Raw genomic sequence first — 19,440 nt, forward strand, 5'->3', positions numbered from 1 at the left:
AACTAAAAATCTTTTTGGATTACGTTGTATTTATTATTCAAAATTGATTCCAGAACAGCAGGATTTGAGTTGACATAAAATACAGGTTCGCTTTGTTCGGTGTTTGAAAACCCTACTTTTTCACGCAGTACGTTTTTCGTTTGTCTTGCTACCGCTTCGCCCGAATCAATAATTTGAATATGTTCAGGAAGAATTTTTTTGATCTGCGGAATTAAATACGGATAGTGGCTGCACCCCAAAACAAGATAATCAATATTAGCCTCAATCATAGGCTGTAAATAAGATTCTAATAACTGGGTCATTTCAGCAGAATTAAGATTCCCGTCTTCAATGAGCTGAACCAATCCGTAGCCTACCTGTTCAATTATTTTTGTATCCTGAAACATTTCAGCAGTTTTATTAAATAGCTCACTGTTCAAAGTGCCTTTTGTAGCTAAAATTCCAATAACCTGAGTTTTAGAATTATGAGCTGCAGGTTTTATAGCAGGTTCAATTCCTATAAACGGGATCTCGTAATCAGCACGAAGTTCCTGAATAGCATTTGTGGTGGCAGTATTACAGGCAACAACAATCAGTTTACACTTGTTTGCAATTAAAAAATCAACATTTTTTTTGCTTAAAGCAACAATTTCTTCTTTGGATTTTTGACCATACGGAGCATTTTTGCTATCTGCTAAATAAATGGTTTTTTCGTTCGGAAGCAGTTCGTGAATGGCTCTCCATATTGAAGTTCCTCCAATTCCGGAATCAAAAACGCCTATAGGATTATTGTTTGTCATAAAACAAAGTTACATTTTTTTCAAAATCTAAATTCGTACTTTTTATTGGATTTTTGGGTTAAATAAATCAGAAAATTAATAAAAATGAACACTTCTTTTCTTGAACAAATAATGAATTATTCTTTATATTTACGCTATGAGATTAGCATGGTTTTTATTTTCAATTTATCTGGTTTCTTTAGCATTGCTGCCTTGCAATGATATTGATGACTGTGCTGATTTTGCAAAAACCGAACTTCATAAAACTCATTCCCAGGATAAAAAATCAGAAACTCAAAACGACCAGTGTGCTCCTTTTTGTTCTTGTGCCTGTTGCGGAGTTCATGGTTTTCAATTCCAAAATTACTTTTACAAAGAAGAAAAAAACTCTCATTTTACTGATAATAAAAAGCAAACCGTTTTTTATGTCTATAACAACTACAAAACAATTTATTTAGGAATCTGGCAACCTCCAAAATTAAGTTAAATTAATATCCACTTTTCCCATTGTATCTCACTTTGGGTAATTTATTATTTATTTAATTTAGTATAAAATGACAAAATATATAATTATTTTGGCTATGCTTCTATGCTCGTTTGCCTATAGCCAAAACACTTTAAAAGTTATCGTAAAAGATAGCGAAACTCAGGAAAAATTAGCAGGTGTTTCTGTTCGTATTCACAATAGTACTATTTCGGGAGTAACAGATAATAATGGTTTTTTAGAGTTAAATTCTATTGAAAATGGAGGGCAGAAAATTAATTTTTTCCTTTTAGGTTATGTGGAATTTTCATTGGATGTAATTTTTCCAAAGCAGAATAGTGAGATTTTAAATGTTCAATTAAAATCGAGTGAAGAAGAAGAATTGGATGAGGTTATTGTTCAGTCAACCAGAACCAGCAGAACAATCAAAAACACACCAACAAGAATCGAATCTATTGATGCCGAAGAACTTGATGAAAAGGCAAACATGAAGCCAGCCAATGTAAGTATGGTACTGCATGAAAGTACTGGTTTACAGGTGCAGCAAACATCTGCGACTAGTGGGAATGCAAGTATCAGGGTTCAGGGGCTTGACGGGCGTTACACACAGTTATTGAAAGACGGTTATGCTAATTTCGGAAATTTTGCAAGCGGGTTGAGTATTCTTGAAATTCCGCCTTTGGATTTACAACAAGTTGAGGTTATAAAAGGTCCTTCTTCAACATTGTACGGAGGAGGAGCCATCGCCGGTGTTATTAATTTTATATCAAAAACACCTAAAGAAAAAGGGGAATACAATTTTATGCTGAATCAATCTAATATTGGCCAGACTAATATTGGAGCGTATGCTTCGCAGCGAAAAGGTAAATTTGGTTATTCTATTCTGGGCTTACTTAATTTTCAAAAAGCTTTTGATGTAGATAATGATGATTTTTCAGAGATTCCAAAATCGCATAATTTTACCATAAATCCCAGATTGTTTTACTATCCTTCAGAGAACCTGAGTTTTATGTTGGGAAATAGTTTTACCAAAACGAACATGGAAGGTGGGGATATGCATGTCATTGATGGCAAAGCTGATGCGAATCATGTTTATTTTGAAAAAAATAAAACTATTAGAAATACAACTACTTTTGAATTAGGTAAGAAATTTGAAAGCCAGAATAATTTTAAACTGAAGCAAAGCCTCAGTATTTTTGATCGAGTAATCAATATTCCGGATTATGAGTTTTCAGGAATAAATACCAATTCTTTTACGGATGCCTCATATGTTATAAACAGATCCAAATACACTATGATTAGTGGGATAAATTTAGTTTATGACAAATTTAAGCAAAGAAATTCGGGGATTTTGAATGGTAAATCTTTTACTACAGGTGCTTATGTACAGCATACATGGGATGTTTTTGAAACTGTAAAGTTAGAAAATGGTCTGAGAGTAGATAATGTGTCGTATTCGAATAGTAATTTTTCTAAAAATCAGACTTTCTTTTTGCCAAAAATATCAGCTTTGTTTAAAATAAATTCACAATGGAGCAGCAGGATAGGAGTGGGTTTAGGATATAAAATCCCAACTGTTTTTACTGAACAGACAGAATCTGTTCAGTATCAAAATGTGCAGCCTATGCAAAATGTTAAATCCGAAAAAAGCATAGGTGGAACGGCAGATGTAAATTATAAGACAGAACTTTTTTCTGATTTGAAATTTACAGTCAATCAGATGTTTTTCATTACGGAGATCAACAAACCACTGGTTTTACAAAATGATGGAGTGAATTCATTCTTTATGAATGCTTCTGATCCTGTTTTAAGTAAGGGTTTTGAGACCAACTTGAAATTTATTTATAATGAAGATTTTAAACTTTTTGCAGGGTATACTTTTACCGACGCAAAAGCTAAGTATTTAACGGGAAATCAATTTTTACCTTTACTTCCCAAAAACAAAGTAAACCTGGCTTTGATTTATGAAAAGGAGAACAATTTTAAAATGGGATTAGAAGGCTATTTTACAGATGAGCAGTTTTTATATAACGGAACAAAGACGCCAGCATTTTGGGAATTTGGTTTCATGGTAGAGAAAACGTTATGGAGCAATTTTGCCTTCTTTATCAATTTTGAGAACTTTACGGATACAAGACAAAGTAATTATAAAAGAGTAGTAAATGACCCTCATAACAAACCCACCTTTGATGATATTTGGACACATACAGAAGGATTTACTATTAATGGAGGTGTAAAAATAAAATTATAGAACAAAAAAATGGCTCAACTTAATGTTGAGCCATTTTTTATAAGTAATCCGTTTTTAGAATCCTAAATCTTTTTTAACATCAGCAGTAATGTTTGGACCATCAGCTAATAAAAGAGTTGAACCGTCTAATACATATTGGAAGCCTTTAGCTTTTCCAATTTTTTGGATAGAAGCTTTTACTTTTTCCATTAAAGGTTTTACTAAATCACTTTCTTTTTGTTGTAACTCTTTTTGAGCATTGTCTCTGTAATCCCCAATTCTTTTTTGCATATCCTGAACTTCTTTTACACGCTCAGCATTTACAGCTTCAGTTGCTGTTGTAGTTTCAGCATCATACTTTTTTATTTTTGTTTGATATTCCTCAATCATTTTTTTGTATTCCGCATCGTATGTTCCGCTTAATTTTTGTAATTGAGTTTGGGCATCAAGCATAGCAGGCATCTTCGACATAATCTCGCTAACATCAACATGAGCTGTTTTGGCCTGCGCATTCATTGTATTGTTTGCAGTTAAAATAAGCACTGCAGCAATTACTAAAGTTTTGATTTGTTTCATCATTTTAAAAATATTAATTAATTATTGGTCGTATTTGATTTTTGTGTTTCGGCCTCTTTAGCTTTTTTAGCCGCCTCTCTTTCTTCTAAAATTTTCTTCCTTTTTTCTTCTAATTCTTTTTTACGCTGTTCGTAAAGTCTCTGCCTTTCTTCTGCTTTATTAACTGAAGGCTCAGCTGTGGTTGTAGGTTGGTTCGTTGTCGGAGCCGTTACAGGTGTTGCTGTCGTTTCAGGCTTTGTAGCTTCTGTTGTTTTTGCAGTTTCAGAAACCGTGCCATTTTTTCTGGCTGCTTTTTCAGCGGCTATGGCATTTCTTTTATCTTCGTACTCTTTTCTTTTGGCTTCTTGTTCTAATTTTCTGTCAGCAACTAACTTTTCTCTTGCTGCTTTTCTGGCATCCAATGCCTTTTGTCTGTCTGCCATTGCCGGATTTTCATCGATTTCATTTTCCCGATTTTCTTTGGCCTCTTGTTCTTTTAATTGTTTTTTACTGAGTTGTTCTCTCTTTTCTGTTCTGTTTAGAATACGAATAACCTGATCACTTATGTCAAATCTTTTTGCTGAAAAAAGCATGGTTAAATCAGATGATTTATCAAAAATAAAATCATAGTTTTTAGCTTCGGCAATGTCCTGAACAGCAGTAAAAACCTGATCTTGTATTGGTTTTGCTAAAGCTGCTTTTTGATGCATCAAATTTCCATCAACTCCAAATTGTTTCTGCTGATATTCAAGCATCTCATTCTCAAGAAACTTAATTTCAGTTTCTCTTTCCTCAATAAGCTCTTTTGTAAGCAGAGCCTTTTCAGTTTTAAGATTTTCCTTTAATTTGTTAATTTCTAACTTTTTGGTTTCGATTTCCTGCTTCCATTTAGTAGCTTTTAAATCTAACTGAGATTTGGCCTCTTTGTAATCAGAAACATTTTCTAAAATATATTCCATGTCGATGTAGCCAATTCTGGTCGACCTTGTTTGTGCCTCACTTGTATTTGCTACAATCAAGGCTAAAAATATAAATAAAAATTGTTTTCTCATACATTAACTTTATTTCAGATTTTTAACCAAATATATTTTTTAAAATTGCTGTCCAATAATAAAATGTATTTCCTGTCCATGTGCTTTAGTTTCACCTGTCTGAGGATCAAATCCATAACCAAAATCAATACCTAATAATCCAAATGCAGGCATAAATACACGCAAACCAAAACCTGCAGAACGATACAAGTCAAAAGGATTGTAGTTTTTAAATCCATCATAAGCAGCACCAGCTTCCAGAAAAGTCAAAGCATATATTGATGCTGATGGTTTCAGTGTAATAGGATAACGTAATTCCATAGAAAATTTGTTATAAATCGTAGCACCAATTTGTTGGCCGTTTTTTATTGGAGTCAAAGAATTATTTTCATACCCTCTTAATCCAATTGTTTCCCTGCCGTCCATAGAGTAATTGGCCATACCATCACCACCTAAATAGAAACGTTCAAAAGGAACTATACCCCTGGCTTGATTATAAGCACCCATGAAACCAAATTCGGTTAATGTTCTTAAAACTAATTTTCCATATACTTTATTATACCAGTCTGCTTTAAATTTGATTTTATAATATTCTAACCAGTTATATTTTTGCTGATCGACTTTTGCATTATCTGTGTCAGCACTTGTATAATCAGATCCTACACTAACTCTTCCAGATTCTCCTTGAGCATTTGTACCTAGTTTATAATAATCGCCATCTTCTAATTTATTTCCGTTGATATCAGAAATCATTTCCCCTGAATATCTTGTTTTATATTCTTTCTGATTTCCTAAATCACTATAGTTAATACCATTAAACAAAGAATATGGAGGAGTTACTTTTGCAGAAACACTAAATTCTGAACCATAAGTTGGGAAAATTGGGTTAACCCCCTTGTTACTTCTTGTTAATCCAATTGTATATGCTAAGTTTCTCGATTCACCATTACCAAAAGTAAACAATCCGGTAAAGTAATTGTTCAAATCATAATGCTGGTAACTTACAGATTGAGATAATACAAAATAATCATCAGGTACTGTTAATCTTTTTGCAAGTCCAACTTGTACAGTAAAAATATTAAAGCTTTGATCTTTGTTTACATTTCGTCCATAACTGTAATTAAACTGCTTACTGTAAGAGATAGATGAACTAAATTGTACCGGTTTTTTTCCTCCAAACCAAGGCTCAGAGAAAGATACGCTATAAGTCTGGAAATAAGTACTTCCTTGTAAACGCAGGGATACTTTTTGTCCATCTCCCATAGGTAGTGGTTTGTAAGCTTCCTTCTTAAACATGTTTCTGGCCGAAAAGTTATTGAAAGATAATCCTAAAGTTCCAATGAAACCTCCACCGCCATATCCACCTTGTAATTCGACCTGGCTGGAACCTTTTTCAACTAAATTGTATTCAATATCTACAGTCCCGGCTGCAGCATCTACATTTTTAAATTTAGGATCAATTGCTTCCGGATCGAAGAATCCTAATTGTCCAATTTCACGAATGGTTCTTACTAATAGTTCTTTACTGTACTTTTCACCTGGCTTAGTTCTCAGTTCACGGTAGATAACGTGATCATTAGTTTTATCATTTCCTACTACAGATATTTTGTTGAAATAAGCAATAGGTCCTTCGGTAATTCTAATTTCAAAATCAATAGTGTCATTTGCTGTTTTTACCTCTACAGCATTTATGTTTGAAAATAAATATCCGTTGTTTTGATATAAGTTAGTAATGTCTTCACCATCCGGTTTGGTTTTATCTGCGATTCTTTTTTCAAGTAAAACACCGTTATATGTTTCCCCCTTTTTAATTCCTAAGTAACGATTAAGCTGTTGATCAGAATAAACGGTATTTCCTAAAAATTTAATATTTCCGAAGTAATATTTGTTTCCTTCTTCCAGATTAATTTTAATGGCAAGCATGTTTTTCTCTTTATTATAGGTGACGGAGTCATATATAATACGGGCATCACGATATCCTTTTTCTTTATAAGATGCAATAACTTTTTCTAAATCGGTTTTGTATTTTTCAGGAATGAATTTCGAAGCTTTCAGGACACGAAAAACATTTTTTTGTTTGGTGTCTTTCATGGCGCTTCTCAATTGACTGTCAGTAAGTTGTTTGTTTCCAATAAAGTCAATACTGCTAATCTTTACTTTATCTCCCTTATCAACACGTACAAGCATATTTACATTATTCCCAGCAGTTGTATCAGGAGTAGTTGTAATGGTAACTTTTGTATTGTAAAAACCTTCTTTTTTGTATTTGTTTTCGATGTAATTTTTTGTCGTAGTGATTAGGTTTTCGTTTACAATCTTGCTTTTTGTAAGGTTATTGTCTTTTATAAGTCCTTCTACTTTACTTTTTTTAATACCAACAAATTTTACTTCATTTAATTTAGGAAGTTCAACTATATTTAGGTCTAGATAAATGCTGTCATTTTCAACTTTATTTACATAAAAAGCGATTTCATCAAAAAGACCAAGCTTTCCTAATTTTTTAATTGCCCCACTAATTTCTTCACCCGGAACAGTGATTTCCTGCCCTTTTTGAAGGCCTGAAAATGTTACAACGGTTTGTTCATTGAAGCTTATTTTACCAACAACAGAAACTTTTGCAAGAATATATTTTTTTCCCTGATCAAAAGGGATTCTTTCTTGTGCTTTGATTTGAGAAAAACTACCCAAAAGAAGTAGGGTAAGTACTATTTGTATTCTTTTTTGTAACACTAAAATATTATTTAATTTGTTCACTGGTTTTTCCAAATCTGCGTTCTCTTTTTTGATAACTAATGATAGCCTCATATAAATCTTGTTCTTTAAAGTCTGGCCAGAGTACATCAGTAAAATATAACTCTGCATAAGCGATTTGCCATAGCAGAAAATTACTTATTCTGTGTTCTCCACTTGTTCGTATTAATAAATCTACATCAGGTAAATTTTGCGTGTAAAGATGCTCATTTATAATTGAATCGTCAATAGAGTCTAATGAAATTATATTATTTTTAACTTTATCACTTATGGTTCTGACAGCGTTCACCAACTCTTCTCTGGATCCGTAACTTAAAGCTAATGTCAGTGTTAAACCAGTGTTGTTTTTTGTCTTTTCGATAACATCCATTAACTCTTTTTGAGCTGATTTTGGCAGTCTGTCAAGATTTCCAATTGCATTAAGTCTTATGTCGTTTTCCTGCAAAGTTACAAGCTCTTTTCGTAATGAATTTATAAGTATTTTCATCAATGCCTGAACTTCTAATTTTGGGCGGTTCCAGTTTTCTGTCGAAAAAGCATATAATGTTAAAAATTCGATGTCAAGTTTGGTGCAAATCTTAATCGTTTCTTTAACTGATTTCGAACCATTTTCATGACCAAAAGCACGAAGAAAGCCTTGTTGTTTAGCCCAACGTCCATTACCATCCATAATGATGGCAAGGTGTTTAGGTAAATTTGTCTTATCTATAGATTCTAATAAATTCATTTTATTCTGCGCAATAGCAAGGTTTTTGTCCAAAGGTATATGTTAATGTTACTCCGGTAAAAACATACCAGTCATTATTGTTTAAATTACCAAAACGATTATCTGCGAAAGAGTCATCTTCGGGGTTACTTCCATCGATATTGTCTGTAAAAGTATATCGGGCTCCTATCTCAGCTGCTAAAACAAAATTGCGACTGATGTTTGATTTTATTCCTAATATTATAGGTATGGCAAACGAACCGGATCCTTTATCTTTTTTGGTTATACCGTTTTCTATATATAATTCATCATATTTAAAATAATTTATTCCTGAAAATATATAGGGAGTGATTTTTAGATCTTCATCATGTAAATTAAAGTCGAAGAAATTAAATTCTAATCCGGCAGAAAGTTCTTTTATATTGTTTTTAAAACTATAACCTCTATTGTATCGGCTAGACTCTTCAGATTTTGAATCATTGCCTGTTACGGTAGATTGGGTGTAAGAAAATCTATAAGAATGTCGTGGACTTTTATTCCATTTATACAAAATACCAATAGCTAAGTTTTCAGGAGCTATGTAAGTAGTACTACCAACATCACCAACAAAGTTGCTTCCCCCAAGAAAAACACCGATCTCATGTATTTGAGCATGAAGTGTAATAAAGGGGAAAAAACATAACAATAAATTAAAAATTTTCTTCATTTAATTCAAAATTGCGTGCAAATATAATAATTATCAATACGAATCAACGTTCCTTTAGATAAATGTGTCTTTTTTTAAATTTATTGTATGATTTTGAGACATTTGATAAAGATTCGATATATGCAAAACGAGAAAAAGTACTAATATCGTATAGTTGAATTTTATAAAAGTGTTTAATTCCTTTTGTCTTCTCCCCACAGCAATTTTTTTCGGAGGGTTTTTAAAAAAGTTTCGCCCGGAATTTCAACCATTTTAATCTTAAAATCTGTTTTTTTAATGGTTAGAACCGATTCATTTTTAATAGATGCAATTCTGGAATCCAATGATACTAAATATTGGTCTTCTCTCCCCGAAACACGAAGTTTTATTTCGGTATCATCAGGTATAACCAATGGTCTGGCGTTTAAATTATGAGGGGCAATAGGAGTAACTACTAAACTTTTTACGTCAGGAGTTAATATTGGTCCTCCACAGCTTAATGAATATCCGGTAGAACCTGTTGGTGTTGAGAGAATAAGTCCATCAGCCCAATATGAATTCAGATATTCATTATTTAAATAGGTTTCAACAGTGATCATCGAAGTGGTGTCTTTTCGGCTAACCGTAACTTCATTCATTGCAAAATTCAAATCGTCTTCGATAGCATCATTTTTCGGGTCACAAGTCAGGCTTAACAAAGTTCTTTCAGAGATGGTGTAGTTTTTATCTATTACAAACTGTAAAAAACCATCAATGCTCTCTTTTGGGACAGTTGCCAGAAAACCTAATCTTCCTGCATTGATTCCTAAAATTGGTACACCGGAATTACGAACTAAACTCGCAGCTCTTAAAATAGTTCCGTCACCGCCAATACTCAGCAGCATTTCAAAACTATCATCAAGTTTGGTTTTTGCAGAGAAAGTATTGTATTCTTTTTTTATTAATTGTTTCTCATATAGCATTTTCAGAAAGTTTTCTTCAATGACCATTTCGACATTATTGTTGTTGAAAAACACAAAAATATCTTTGATAATGGGTTCGGTACTGTTTTGATAATACTGTCCGTAAATGGCTACTTTCATTTTTTTAAATTAGATAATGAGAAATTTGATAATGGGCCAATATCTAATTGACTCATTTTCTAATTGTCACATTATAATTATATATTAAGGTATTTGTCTAAATAATCAGAACGTTCTTTTAAGCTGTTAATATAGGTATCTTCCTGATGTTCTGAGATAATTTCGTAATTGTATCTTCTGAATGTCTGAATGATTTCGTTCATTGGGCCAACTCCAATTTTTACTGTAATATTAACATTTTCTAAATCAGCTTCAGAGATAAAGCAGCCGAGTATTTTGCCATTATTACTTTCTACTATTTGGGTTACCTGAGCCATTGAATAATCTAAAAGTCCTTTTTGAACAATAATGATACCGCCCTGTTCTTTTAAAAATGGAGTTTCCTGAAAAAATTTCATTATATCTTCCATTTCATAATATCCGATGTAGATGTTGTTTTCGTCAAGTACCGGAATTACATTCGTATGATTTTTAGCAAAAATTTCTAAAACGTCCAGCCAAATCATTGATTTTCTTGCAAAAAAACGTTCTAATGTATATTTGTAATCAATTATTTTCTTGTCCGTATCAAATGTTTCAACATCATCAGAGGCGATGCTTCCGATGAAAATTCCATTTTCTAAAACAGGAAAATGAGAAAAACTTAAATCAGCAAAAAAGTCCTGAACAGATGTTATCGTTTCCTGACTGTCGATTCCTCTAAAATCGTTGGTGATATAGTTGGTGATTTCTGTCATAAGTCGGTTGATGATATTTGATGCAAAATAATCAAAAAATAGCAAAAAACGCTACGTTTTAGTTTGTATTTTTGCCATTACAAATATAATGTTACCAGAATTAATAATCTATTTATATGACAAAATTAAGTGTAAATATCAATAAAATAGCAACTTTGCGTAATGCACGCGGAGGAAATGTTCCTGATTTATTAAAAGTTGCAACTGATATTCAAAAATTTGGAGGTCAGGGAATCACGATTCATCCACGTCCTGACGAACGACATATTCGTTATCAGGATGCACGTGATTTAAAAGCAATTGTTACTACGGAATATAATATTGAGGGAAATCCGCAGCATAATTTTATTGATTTGGTTTTAGAATGTAAGCCTGATCAGGTTACGCTGGTTCCGGATGCAATTGGTGCAATAACCTCTTCTGCTGGTTGGGATACGATTAAAAATCAAGCTTATTTAACGGAAGTTATTCAGGAATTTCAAAAAAACGGAATCAGAACTTCAATTTTTGTTGATCCGGTTTTGGAAATGATTGAAGGTGCTAAAAAAACAGGAACAGACAGAATTGAATTATATACGGAAGCTTTTGCTCATCAATACGATTTAGGAAATAAAAACGGAATCGATCCTTACGTGAAAGCTGCTGAATTAGCAAATGAATTAGGTTTAGGAATCAACGCCGGACACGATTTAAGCTTGGAGAACATTCAGTTTTTTAAGCAAAATATCCCGGGATTATTAGAAGTTTCTATTGGTCACGCATTAATTTCAGAAGCACTTTATCTTGGTTTGGATAATGTGGTTAATATGTATTTGAATAAACTCAAATAGCATTCAAATTAAAACAATTATAACCTGATGGATTTGGTTATAATTGTTTATTTTCGCACTTTTCTCATTAAAATAAAGTATTGAAATCTACTATTCTCTTTTTTTTGTTATGTTTTTCCAAAGTTATAGCTCAATCTAATGTGAGAATAACAGGAAATGTAAAATCTTCTGAAAAAGAAAACTTAGCCGGAGTAAATATTTCCTTTAAAACCGGTAATCATCTATATGAGACTATTACAGATTCTACTGGGAATTTTGCAGAAAATATTCCTTTTGGGAATTTAATTATAGATATTCATCATCCGTACTTTGCATTAAAAACAATTCAGTTTAATGTTGTAAGAGATACTTTATTATCGGTTATATTGGAAAGTGATATTTCCCGATTAAAAGAAGTGATTATTTCAAATGATAAAAAAAAAGGAATAAAAGACTTATCAGGTGGCAAGTTGTCAATCAATTTAAAAGATTTGTCTTCTGTACCTACAATGTTAGGGACTACTGATGTTATAAAAATTTTACAGTTAACTCCAGGAGTACAAAATTCCGGTGATGCAAATGGTTATTTTTATGTCAGGGGCAGTGATCCCGGGCATAATGCTATTTTATATAATGGAACTCCTGTCTATGGAATGTCACATTTATTGGGGATATTTCCTTTTTATAACGCAGACCATGTTAAAGATGTTGAATTTGATAAATCAAGTTCTAATGCAAAATATGGCGGTCGATTAAGTTCAACAACACTTTTAAATTCTAATAAAAAAAATCCATCGAAGTTTGGTATTCAGGGAAATGTTGGCATTTTGGCTTCTCAATTAAGTGTTTCGGTTCCTCTTAACCAAAAGACCGGATTTTATGTTTCAGGACGAAAAACCTATATTGATGAAGTTGTTGCACCATTGTTAAATTCTAAAAACAGTGATGTTCAGGAGATGAAATATGGATTTTCTGATGGTAATCTTACTTTTGTGTCTCAGGTTTCGAAATCCAATTTATTTGCAGTAGATGTTTTTGTTAGTGGGGATCAGTTAAGAATTACAGATGAAGAACTAGCTCTTCAGACCAGTTTAAAATGGAGTAATTTTACGATTTCTCCTTCTTTAACCACGACGTTTTCACCAAAACTGAGCATGTCAAATGCTCTTTATTTTAGTAGTTATATTAATGATTTGAGAATGAATCAGGCGACTATTGAGATGGGTGTGTCATCAAATATACAGGATTTTGGATTTACAAATTCAATTCAGTTTTTTGTTAAAAATATTCCTTTTGAGTCAGGGATGACTTATGTTTACCATACCTTACAGCCTCAAAAAATCAACGTAGAAAATTTGACAACGACAGATAATAACACTGAAAATAGAATAAATGCTAATGAACTTGCCGTTTTTACTACTTTCAAACCTAAATTATCGGAAAAGTTAGCTGCTGATGTCGGGATAAGGATTAATTATTATACTTCGGGATCAAATGATTCATATCTGCATTTCCAGCCACGTGTTGTGTTGAATTATTATACTGATGAGAAATATTCTTTTTATGCCTCTTATAATAGGCAGTATCAATATTTAAGTTTGATAACAACTTCAAGTGTAGGGATTCCTACAGATTTTTGGATTTCAAGTTCAGATGGAATTAAGCCACAATCATCTCATGAATTCTCTATTGGATCCAATCAAAATATCTCAAGAATTTTTTCTTCATCTTTTGGAACATTTTATCGTTCAATGAAAAATTTATTGGAATATCCATACGGAATAACGCAGTTTAATGAAACAACAACTTTAAAAAATGATTTACTGGTTGGAAAAGGAAAGGCATACGGTTTTGAAATAATGCTGAAAAAGAAGAACGGAAAATTTAATGGATGGATCAGTTATACTTTAAGCTGGTCTAATCGGAATTTTGACGAACTTAATAACGGTAAAACGTATTTCGCAAAATATGACAGACGACATAACCTTTCAATAGTTGGAATTTATGATTTAAATCCAAAGTGGGATTTTGGAATAACCCAGATATTCAGTTCGGGAAACCGATTTACAATGCCCACTTCGTGGTATTTTATCAACAACAACCCTGTCAAGGAATATTCTGAATATAATAATGCGCAAATGCCAAATTACATTAGAACGGATCTTTCTGCAAACTATTATTTCTTTAAAAATGCTAAAAAAGAAAGTGCATTAAATTTTTCCATTTACAATACCTTTAATATTGATAATCCAATTTATGTGGTTTTAGATGTAGAGGCAAACGAAAATGAAGATAAAGTAATTGTTACTCAGGACAAAAAAGTCTTGTATCGAATTCTGCCTTCTATCAGTTGGAGATTTAAATTTTAGTACATGAAAAAATATGTTGTATTTCTTTTTGTTATAATGCTTGCGAGCTGTTCAAATGATTTTAGTGAACAAACCATTCTTGAATCGAAAATTGTAGTAGAAGGGTGGATTGAACAAGATGATTTTGCAAACGTTTTATTGTCCAGCAGTATTCCGGTAACAGATGTTATTGATTCGACGAATGTTCTGAATCATGTCATTAGGTCTGCAAAAATTACTATTTCAGATGGAGAGTCTTCAGAGGTTTTGAGAGTTAAAAATGATAAAAACAGAGTACCACCTTTTGTGTACTACGGAACAACCCTAAAAGGAGAAGCAGGAAAAATATATTCTTTAAAAATAGAATATTTAAACAGAGTAGTCGAAGCTGTAACGTCAATCCCTAAAAGTGTTGATATTAAAAGTGCAGAGTATGTCAAAAGGAATCAGACTGACACGACCGGATATGTTATTGTAAAATTTGAAGATCCGGCAGGTGAAAAAAACTATTATCAGATTGCTACAAAAATTGATCAGGAAGAACCCATTTTTGTGCCTTCGTTATATGGTAATTTAGATGATAAGAATTTTTCAGCATCTTCAGTTTCAGTACAGATAAACAGAGGTGTTTTGCTTTTTCCCAAAACAACATTTATCCCGTATTTTACTGATGGGGATTTGATTTATGTAAAATTAAGGACTCAAAACAAGGAAGCTTTAGATTTTTGGAATAGCTGGCAAAACGAAATTGTTAATAGTAAAAATCCAATTTACCCATCAAACACAAGCTTGAAATCAAATATTAAAGGAGGAATTGGTATTTGGTCAGGATATGGACAAAGTACTATAACCGTCAGAACACCTCCCAAAAAATAAAGCCGATTTGAATAGTTTCAAATCGGCTTTAAAATAGTTACTGAGATTTTAATTATTAAAAGAATTAAAAAAATCAAGGAATTTTGTATTAAGATTATCAAATCCTTCTGAGAAATATACACTCATGGCAACTTCTGTGTTGTCTTTGAATTTTAAATATAAAACTTCTGTGTATTCTTTAATTACAACTTTCGAATTATAGTCATTTTCCCAATACCCTCCTTTAGGATGATTTGCCACTACAACCCATGTTTCGTAAGGGAAGTAAGTTCCGCTTTCTTCAGAGCGCATTATAACGTCAGCTATTTTAGTTCCGTCTTTTTTCGATGCCAAAATTGCTTTTGTGTTTTTGTTAAAATTAGCAGCAACGGCCTGAGAATATTTTAAATTATATGCGGTTCTGTCAGTGTAATAATTTTTACTTCCAAAATCAAAAGGAAAAGGGATGTCATCTAATTTGTCCTCGTCAATTACTGAATTTTCAATATCAGTTTCACTCACTACGACAAAATTTTCCATGATTTGCACCAAACCATTTGCTTTGCCTTTGTATTCAGCTAATTCAGAATCTGTAATTAAGGAGCTAATGTCAGCAGTTGTACCTGCATTAAATTTGATTATATTTTTATCATTATAGCTTAGAGATGCATTGGATGAAGTGCTTTTACTTGCTGTTTTTCCACCCATTTCCCAGGCGTAACCTCCGTTAAAAGTTAATTTGTAGCTATATTCTTCTGGTGTTTGTTCTTTTGAATACTTAGTGCTTGTAGCAATAGTCGCTACCTGAGAACCATCGATTGATAAGGTTGCATCAGCAGATTTTGGTAAATAAAATGAATCATTTACAATTTCTCCGGTTTCCCAGTCATAAGTATCTTCAATCTCAATTTTGATGTCAGAAGAAACACTTTTAACAGAAAGGTTTGCATTATTAGTTGTTTGAGATTCTTTTGCAGGAAAGACAAATTTTAACTCTGAAGTTGAAGCGGTTTTAACCCATTTGTTTTGACTGCTGTTCCATGTGTATATGCCATAAGCTCCTGAAACTTTCAAAATATCTTCTACTTCATTGTTGTTTTTTCCATTAAAAAGGTCAATCGAATTAATGTCTAATAGTCTTTCAAGGTTTTCAAGAGCGTCAGTAGCACCTGTACTTTTTGATTTTTCTAACTGAACCAGTAATTCATTTGACTCTGCTTCTAATTTTAGCTTTTGCTCAGCAGGAGTAAGGTTTGAATAAGGTTGTTTAAGGATTTTTTCAATTTCTGCATTTACATTATCTCCTGATGAAGAATTGTCATCACTGGAACATGAAATCGTTAACTGAGAAATAATTACTGAAAATAAAAATAATTTTTTAATCATAATGGGTTTTTTAATTAATTTTTTTAAAGTGCGAATATACAATTTTGAATTGTATACATTGTTGATAATGCTTTAAAATGTAAACTTTTTTGTATAAATATTTTTTATGAAATATGAGTAATTATATTGGTAAATAAGTTTTTTATCTTTGCAATAAGCAAAAAAATATAAAATGTTATACTCAAAAATAGAAGGAGAAGGAAAACCATTCGTTATTATGCATGGATTTCTGGGCATGTCAGATAACTGGAAAACCCTTGCGGGACAATATGTAGAAGCCGGATTCCAGGTTCATATTTTAGATTTACGAAATCACGGCCGTAGTTTTCATTCAGATGAATGGAGTTATGAAGCGATGGTTCAGGATGTGTTTGAATACTGTCACGCAAATCAATTGACAAAAATTGATATTCTTGGACATTCAATGGGCGGCAAAGTAGCGATGCTTTTTGCGACTACACATTCGGATTTAGTTGATAAATTAATTGTAGCAGATATTGGTCCGAAGTTTTACAAACAGCATCATCAGGATATTCTGGCAGGATTAAATGCAGTTGATTTTTCTGTAAAACCAAGCCGAAATGATGTAGAAGCAATTGTAGCGAAATATGTGTCTGATTTTGGAACGCGCCAGTTTTTGTTAAAAAATCTATATTGGAAAGAGCCGGGACAATTAGCTTTTAGATTCAATCTGGAAGTTTTTAATAACAATCTGGATGCTATCGGAAAACCTTTGTCAGACGATTTAACATTTAGCAAACCAACTTTATTTATTCGGGGAGGAGAATCGGGGTACATTCCTGACTCTGATATTGAAGATATTCAAAAACATTTTCCGGATTTAAAATTAGAAACAATACCAAATGCCGGACACTGGCTTCATGCCGAAAATCCGAAAATGTTTTTTGAGTTGACTAATGCATTTTTGAAATCTTAATTTCGGATAAAAAAATAGTACTTTTATTAAAAATTTTAAAAAGCTAAACCATGAAATTATTACTTAGACTCCTTGTTACTGCTGCTTTGGTTTTGTTGCTGTCTAATCTTTTGTCTGGCGTACATGTTGCCAGTTTTGGTACAGCCATAATTGTAGCAATAGTTTTAGGATTATTAAACCTGTTTATTAAACCTATTTTAGTGGTACTAACATTACCGGTTACCGTTATTACATTAGGTTTGTTTTTGCTTGTTATCAATGCACTTATTATTTTGCTATGCACAAAAATTGTCGGAGGTTTTGCTGTCGACTCGTTTTTAACGGCATTAATTTTCAGTGTGATTTTGTCTATACTTCAATCGATCACTTATAAAATATTAGGAGACGATAAAAAATAAAATAAGAAGTGTTCTAAAACGCTTCAAATACAATACATTAAAAACTTGGCTGGGTTGCAAAAATTTTATAATTTTGCAACCCAATTTTATTACGTAAATTAAAGAAGAAGATGGATATTAAAAGAGTAGCAATAGACGCTGTAAACGAGACCATTGTGATGAATGTTGTTCACATGGATTATAAAGGTCAGGTAGCAAAAAGAATTAACGAAAAAATGCCTTTGGCGCAGGTTAAAGGGTTCAGAAAAGGACAGGTTCCTAAAGATCTTGTTGAAAAACAATACGGAAAAGCTATTAAGCAGGAAGAGATCAAAAAAGTAGTTGATTTGGCTTTGGAGCGTTATATTCAATCTGAAAGATTAAACCTTTTAGGAACTCCGCTTCCAAAAGTAAACGAAAACTTTGACTGGGATGCTGAAGAATTAACTTTCGAATACGAAATTGGTTTAGTGCCAAACTTCGAAATTGATCTTGAAGCAAAAAATGATATCGTAAAATACATCGTTACCGCAGATGATAAATTAATCGATGGACAAGTGGAGCGCATCCAGAAACAATTTGGAAAAGCAAACCCTGTTGAAAAAGTTACGGCTGATTCTGATGTTACAGGAACTTTCGCAAACACAGAAAACGGAATCGAAAACAAAACAACTTTGTCATTGTCAGTTTTCAAAGATAAAAAGACAGCTGATTTATTTATAGGTAAAGAAGTGGGTGATGTAGTTACTGTAAACACCAAAGGTTTATTTGAAGACGATCACCAATTAATGGATTACTTAAAAGTTCCTCACGATAATGTACATGATTTAGCAGTTGATGTAGCTTTTACAATTGAAGCAATCAATGTTTCTGAACCTGCGGAATTAAACCAGGAGTTATTTGATAAACTTTTTGGTGAAGGGAAAGTAGCTTCTCTTGAAGATTTGAAAGCTAAAATTAAAGAAGATGCCGAAGCACAATTCGCACAGCAGGCTGACCAAAAATTATTATTGGATGTTCAGGATTTCTTAATCGAAAACACAAAATTCGACTTACCTGCTGAGTTCCTTAAAAAATGGTTACAGACTGTTGGAGAGAAAAAACTTTCTGCAGAAGAAGCTGAAGTAGAATACGCAAGATCTGAAAAAGGTTTACGTTTCCAGTTGATCGAAGGAAAAGCAATGGCTCAAAGCAATATCCAAATCACTTTTGAAGATTTGAAAGCTTTTACATCAAACGCAATCAGACAGCAAATGGCTCAATTTGGTCAAACTAATCCAACTAACGAAGAAGTAGAAGGAATTGTGGCAAGAGTTTTATCTAACCAGGAAGAAGTAAAAAGACTTTCTGAGCAGGTTGTAGCGGCTAAATTGTTAGATTTGTTCAAAGAAAAAGCAAATCCAACAACTAAAGAGGTAACTTATGATGAATTTATTGCTGCGTCTTACGGAGAATAATTTCTGAAAATTAAGCATATAAAAGGAGCGTCACGGATAATTTTCCCTGACGCTCTTCTGTTTTTTTATTTCAGCTAAAGAAAATATTTTTTTGATATGGGTTTCAATTTATTTTTTATTACTTTTCAGAAGCTAATCCAGCTATCCGTTACAAGTTTTTTCATTGCTGCCTTTTTTTGTAAGTTAAAAAAAAGAGCTTCCGCCGGTCGCTTTTTTTTACCAACAAAAAATAGTTCCCATTTCAAAAAGCTT

Annotated in this window: 17 protein-coding genes; 8 read left to right on the forward strand and 9 right to left on the reverse strand. The window is 32.5% G+C overall.

From position 1 onward, the window contains the following. Nucleotides 1–2: 2 nt before the first annotated feature. Nucleotides 3–779 carry a glutamate racemase gene (gene murI / locus GXM16_RS02775; RefSeq protein ID WP_163392497.1) on the reverse strand — a complete coding sequence of 259 codons (777 nt, stop codon included), beginning with the start codon at nt 777–779 and terminating at the stop codon, nt 3–5. Between the two features lie 136 nt (nt 780–915). Here murI and GXM16_RS02780 point away from each other — a divergent pair, with 136 nt between their 5' ends. Beyond that, nucleotides 916–1,245, forward strand: a complete 330-nt coding sequence (locus GXM16_RS02780; RefSeq protein ID WP_163392499.1) for a DUF6660 family protein — start codon at nt 916–918, stop codon at nt 1,243–1,245. Between the two features lie 67 nt (nt 1,246–1,312). Further along, entirely contained in the window at nt 1,313–3,493 is a 2,181-nt protein-coding gene (locus GXM16_RS02785) for a TonB-dependent receptor (protein WP_163392501.1), read from the forward strand. A gap of 54 nt (nt 3,494–3,547) precedes the next feature. Here the strand turns inward: GXM16_RS02785 and GXM16_RS02790 are convergent, their stop codons facing one another. The 7 genes from GXM16_RS02790 to GXM16_RS02820 all read right to left on the reverse strand — a co-directional run bounded on the left by GXM16_RS02790 (nt 3,548) and on the right by GXM16_RS02820 (nt 11,019). Next, nucleotides 3,548–4,051: an OmpH/Skp family outer membrane protein gene (locus GXM16_RS02790; RefSeq protein ID WP_188726522.1), complete on the reverse strand. Its 504-nt coding sequence runs from the start codon at nt 4,049–4,051 to the stop codon at nt 3,548–3,550. A 14-nt stretch (nt 4,052–4,065) separates the two neighbouring features. Further along, the gene (locus GXM16_RS02795; RefSeq protein ID WP_163392503.1) at nt 4,066–5,079 is read right to left on the reverse strand and encodes an OmpH/Skp family outer membrane protein; all 1,014 of its coding nucleotides are present in this window, start codon (nt 5,077–5,079) and stop codon (nt 4,066–4,068) included. Between the two features lie 39 nt (nt 5,080–5,118). Continuing rightward, nucleotides 5,119–7,863, reverse strand: a complete 2,745-nt coding sequence (locus tag GXM16_RS02800; RefSeq protein WP_163392505.1) for a BamA/OMP85 family outer membrane protein — start codon at nt 7,861–7,863, stop codon at nt 5,119–5,121. Continuing rightward, entirely contained in the window at nt 7,796–8,536 is a 741-nt protein-coding gene (locus GXM16_RS02805) for an isoprenyl transferase (protein WP_163392507.1), read from the reverse strand. Before GXM16_RS02805 ends, GXM16_RS02800 begins: the two co-directional genes overlap by 68 nt. 1 nt (nt 8,537) lies before the next feature. After that, complete coding sequence (porG, locus tag GXM16_RS02810) at nt 8,538–9,221, reverse strand: type IX secretion system protein PorG (RefSeq protein WP_163392508.1); 684 nt, start codon at nt 9,219–9,221, stop codon at nt 8,538–8,540. 173 nt (nt 9,222–9,394) lie between these two features. Next, a complete protein-coding gene (locus tag GXM16_RS02815; protein WP_163392510.1) occupies nt 9,395–10,282 on the reverse strand; it encodes an NAD kinase in 888 nt (295 codons plus the stop codon). 77 nt (nt 10,283–10,359) lie between these two features. Then, on the reverse strand, nt 10,360–11,019 hold the full coding sequence (locus GXM16_RS02820) for a CBS domain-containing protein (RefSeq protein ID WP_163393252.1): 660 nt from the start codon (nt 11,017–11,019) through the stop codon (nt 10,360–10,362). A 116-nt stretch (nt 11,020–11,135) separates the two neighbouring features. Between GXM16_RS02820 and GXM16_RS02825 the strand changes: the two genes are divergently transcribed. From GXM16_RS02825 to GXM16_RS02835, 3 genes are all read left to right on the forward strand, one after another. Continuing rightward, nucleotides 11,136–11,849 carry a pyridoxine 5'-phosphate synthase gene (locus tag GXM16_RS02825; RefSeq protein ID WP_163392512.1) on the forward strand — a complete coding sequence of 238 codons (714 nt, stop codon included), beginning with the start codon at nt 11,136–11,138 and terminating at the stop codon, nt 11,847–11,849. Nucleotides 11,850–11,989: 140 nt separating this feature from the next. Next, nucleotides 11,990–14,197, forward strand: coding sequence for a TonB-dependent receptor (locus tag GXM16_RS02830; RefSeq protein WP_229684148.1), 2,208 nt, complete (start codon nt 11,990–11,992; stop codon nt 14,195–14,197). Nucleotides 14,198–14,200: 3 nt separating this feature from the next. Beyond that, on the forward strand, nt 14,201–15,052 hold the full coding sequence (locus GXM16_RS02835) for a DUF4249 domain-containing protein (protein WP_163392516.1): 852 nt from the start codon (nt 14,201–14,203) through the stop codon (nt 15,050–15,052). Nucleotides 15,053–15,100: 48 nt separating this feature from the next. Here GXM16_RS02835 and GXM16_RS02840 read toward each other — a convergent pair whose 3' ends face one another. Then, on the reverse strand, nt 15,101–16,417 hold the full coding sequence (locus GXM16_RS02840; RefSeq protein ID WP_163392518.1) for a hypothetical protein: 1,317 nt from the start codon (nt 16,415–16,417) through the stop codon (nt 15,101–15,103). Nucleotides 16,418–16,589: 172 nt separating this feature from the next. Here GXM16_RS02840 and GXM16_RS02845 point away from each other — a divergent pair, with 172 nt between their 5' ends. The 3 genes from GXM16_RS02845 (at nt 16,590) to GXM16_RS02855 (ending at nt 19,188) form a co-directional block, all read left to right on the forward strand. Continuing rightward, nucleotides 16,590–17,354, forward strand: a complete 765-nt coding sequence (locus GXM16_RS02845) for an alpha/beta fold hydrolase (RefSeq protein ID WP_163392520.1) — start codon at nt 16,590–16,592, stop codon at nt 17,352–17,354. 50 nt (nt 17,355–17,404) lie between these two features. After that, the gene (locus tag GXM16_RS02850; protein ID WP_163392522.1) at nt 17,405–17,752 is read left to right on the forward strand and encodes a phage holin family protein; all 348 of its coding nucleotides are present in this window, start codon (nt 17,405–17,407) and stop codon (nt 17,750–17,752) included. Between the two features lie 110 nt (nt 17,753–17,862). Then, nucleotides 17,863–19,188, forward strand: coding sequence for a trigger factor (locus GXM16_RS02855; protein ID WP_163392524.1), 1,326 nt, complete (start codon nt 17,863–17,865; stop codon nt 19,186–19,188). Nucleotides 19,189–19,440 lie beyond the last annotated feature (252 nt).

The organism is Flavobacterium limi, assembly GCF_010645075.1.
Taxonomy (GTDB): domain Bacteria; phylum Bacteroidota; class Bacteroidia; order Flavobacteriales; family Flavobacteriaceae; genus Flavobacterium; species Flavobacterium limi.

What these genes read in the sequence shown, in the direction of transcription:
- GXM16_RS02795 (WP_163392503.1), bottom strand. Translation starts at nt 5,079, where the DNA reads ATGAGAAAACAATTTTTATTTATATTTTTAGCCTTGATTGTAGCAAAT.
- GXM16_RS02825 (WP_163392512.1), top strand. Translation starts at nt 11,136, where the DNA reads ATGACAAAATTAAGTGTAAATATCAATAAAATAGCAACTTTGCGTAAT.
- GXM16_RS02820 (WP_163393252.1), bottom strand. Translation starts at nt 11,019, where the DNA reads ATGACAGAAATCACCAACTATATCACCAACGATTTTAGAGGAATCGAC.
- GXM16_RS02815 (WP_163392510.1), bottom strand. Translation starts at nt 10,282, where the DNA reads ATGAAAGTAGCCATTTACGGACAGTATTATCAAAACAGTACCGAACCC.
- GXM16_RS02845 (WP_163392520.1), top strand. Translation starts at nt 16,590, where the DNA reads ATGTTATACTCAAAAATAGAAGGAGAAGGAAAACCATTCGTTATTATG.
- GXM16_RS02855 (WP_163392524.1), top strand. Translation starts at nt 17,863, where the DNA reads ATGGATATTAAAAGAGTAGCAATAGACGCTGTAAACGAGACCATTGTG.
- GXM16_RS02800 (WP_163392505.1), bottom strand. Translation starts at nt 7,863, where the DNA reads ATGAGGCTATCATTAGTTATCAAAAAAGAGAACGCAGATTTGGAAAAA.
- murI (WP_163392497.1), bottom strand. Translation starts at nt 779, where the DNA reads ATGACAAACAATAATCCTATAGGCGTTTTTGATTCCGGAATTGGAGGA.
- GXM16_RS02850 (WP_163392522.1), top strand. Translation starts at nt 17,405, where the DNA reads ATGAAATTATTACTTAGACTCCTTGTTACTGCTGCTTTGGTTTTGTTG.
- GXM16_RS02785 (WP_163392501.1), top strand. Translation starts at nt 1,313, where the DNA reads ATGACAAAATATATAATTATTTTGGCTATGCTTCTATGCTCGTTTGCC.
- GXM16_RS02805 (WP_163392507.1), bottom strand. Translation starts at nt 8,536, where the DNA reads ATGAATTTATTAGAATCTATAGATAAGACAAATTTACCTAAACACCTT.
- porG (WP_163392508.1), bottom strand. Translation starts at nt 9,221, where the DNA reads ATGAAGAAAATTTTTAATTTATTGTTATGTTTTTTCCCCTTTATTACA.
- GXM16_RS02840 (WP_163392518.1), bottom strand. Translation starts at nt 16,417, where the DNA reads ATGATTAAAAAATTATTTTTATTTTCAGTAATTATTTCTCAGTTAACG.
- GXM16_RS02790 (WP_188726522.1), bottom strand. Translation starts at nt 4,051, where the DNA reads ATGATGAAACAAATCAAAACTTTAGTAATTGCTGCAGTGCTTATTTTA.
- GXM16_RS02835 (WP_163392516.1), top strand. Translation starts at nt 14,201, where the DNA reads ATGAAAAAATATGTTGTATTTCTTTTTGTTATAATGCTTGCGAGCTGT.
- GXM16_RS02780 (WP_163392499.1), top strand. Translation starts at nt 916, where the DNA reads ATGAGATTAGCATGGTTTTTATTTTCAATTTATCTGGTTTCTTTAGCA.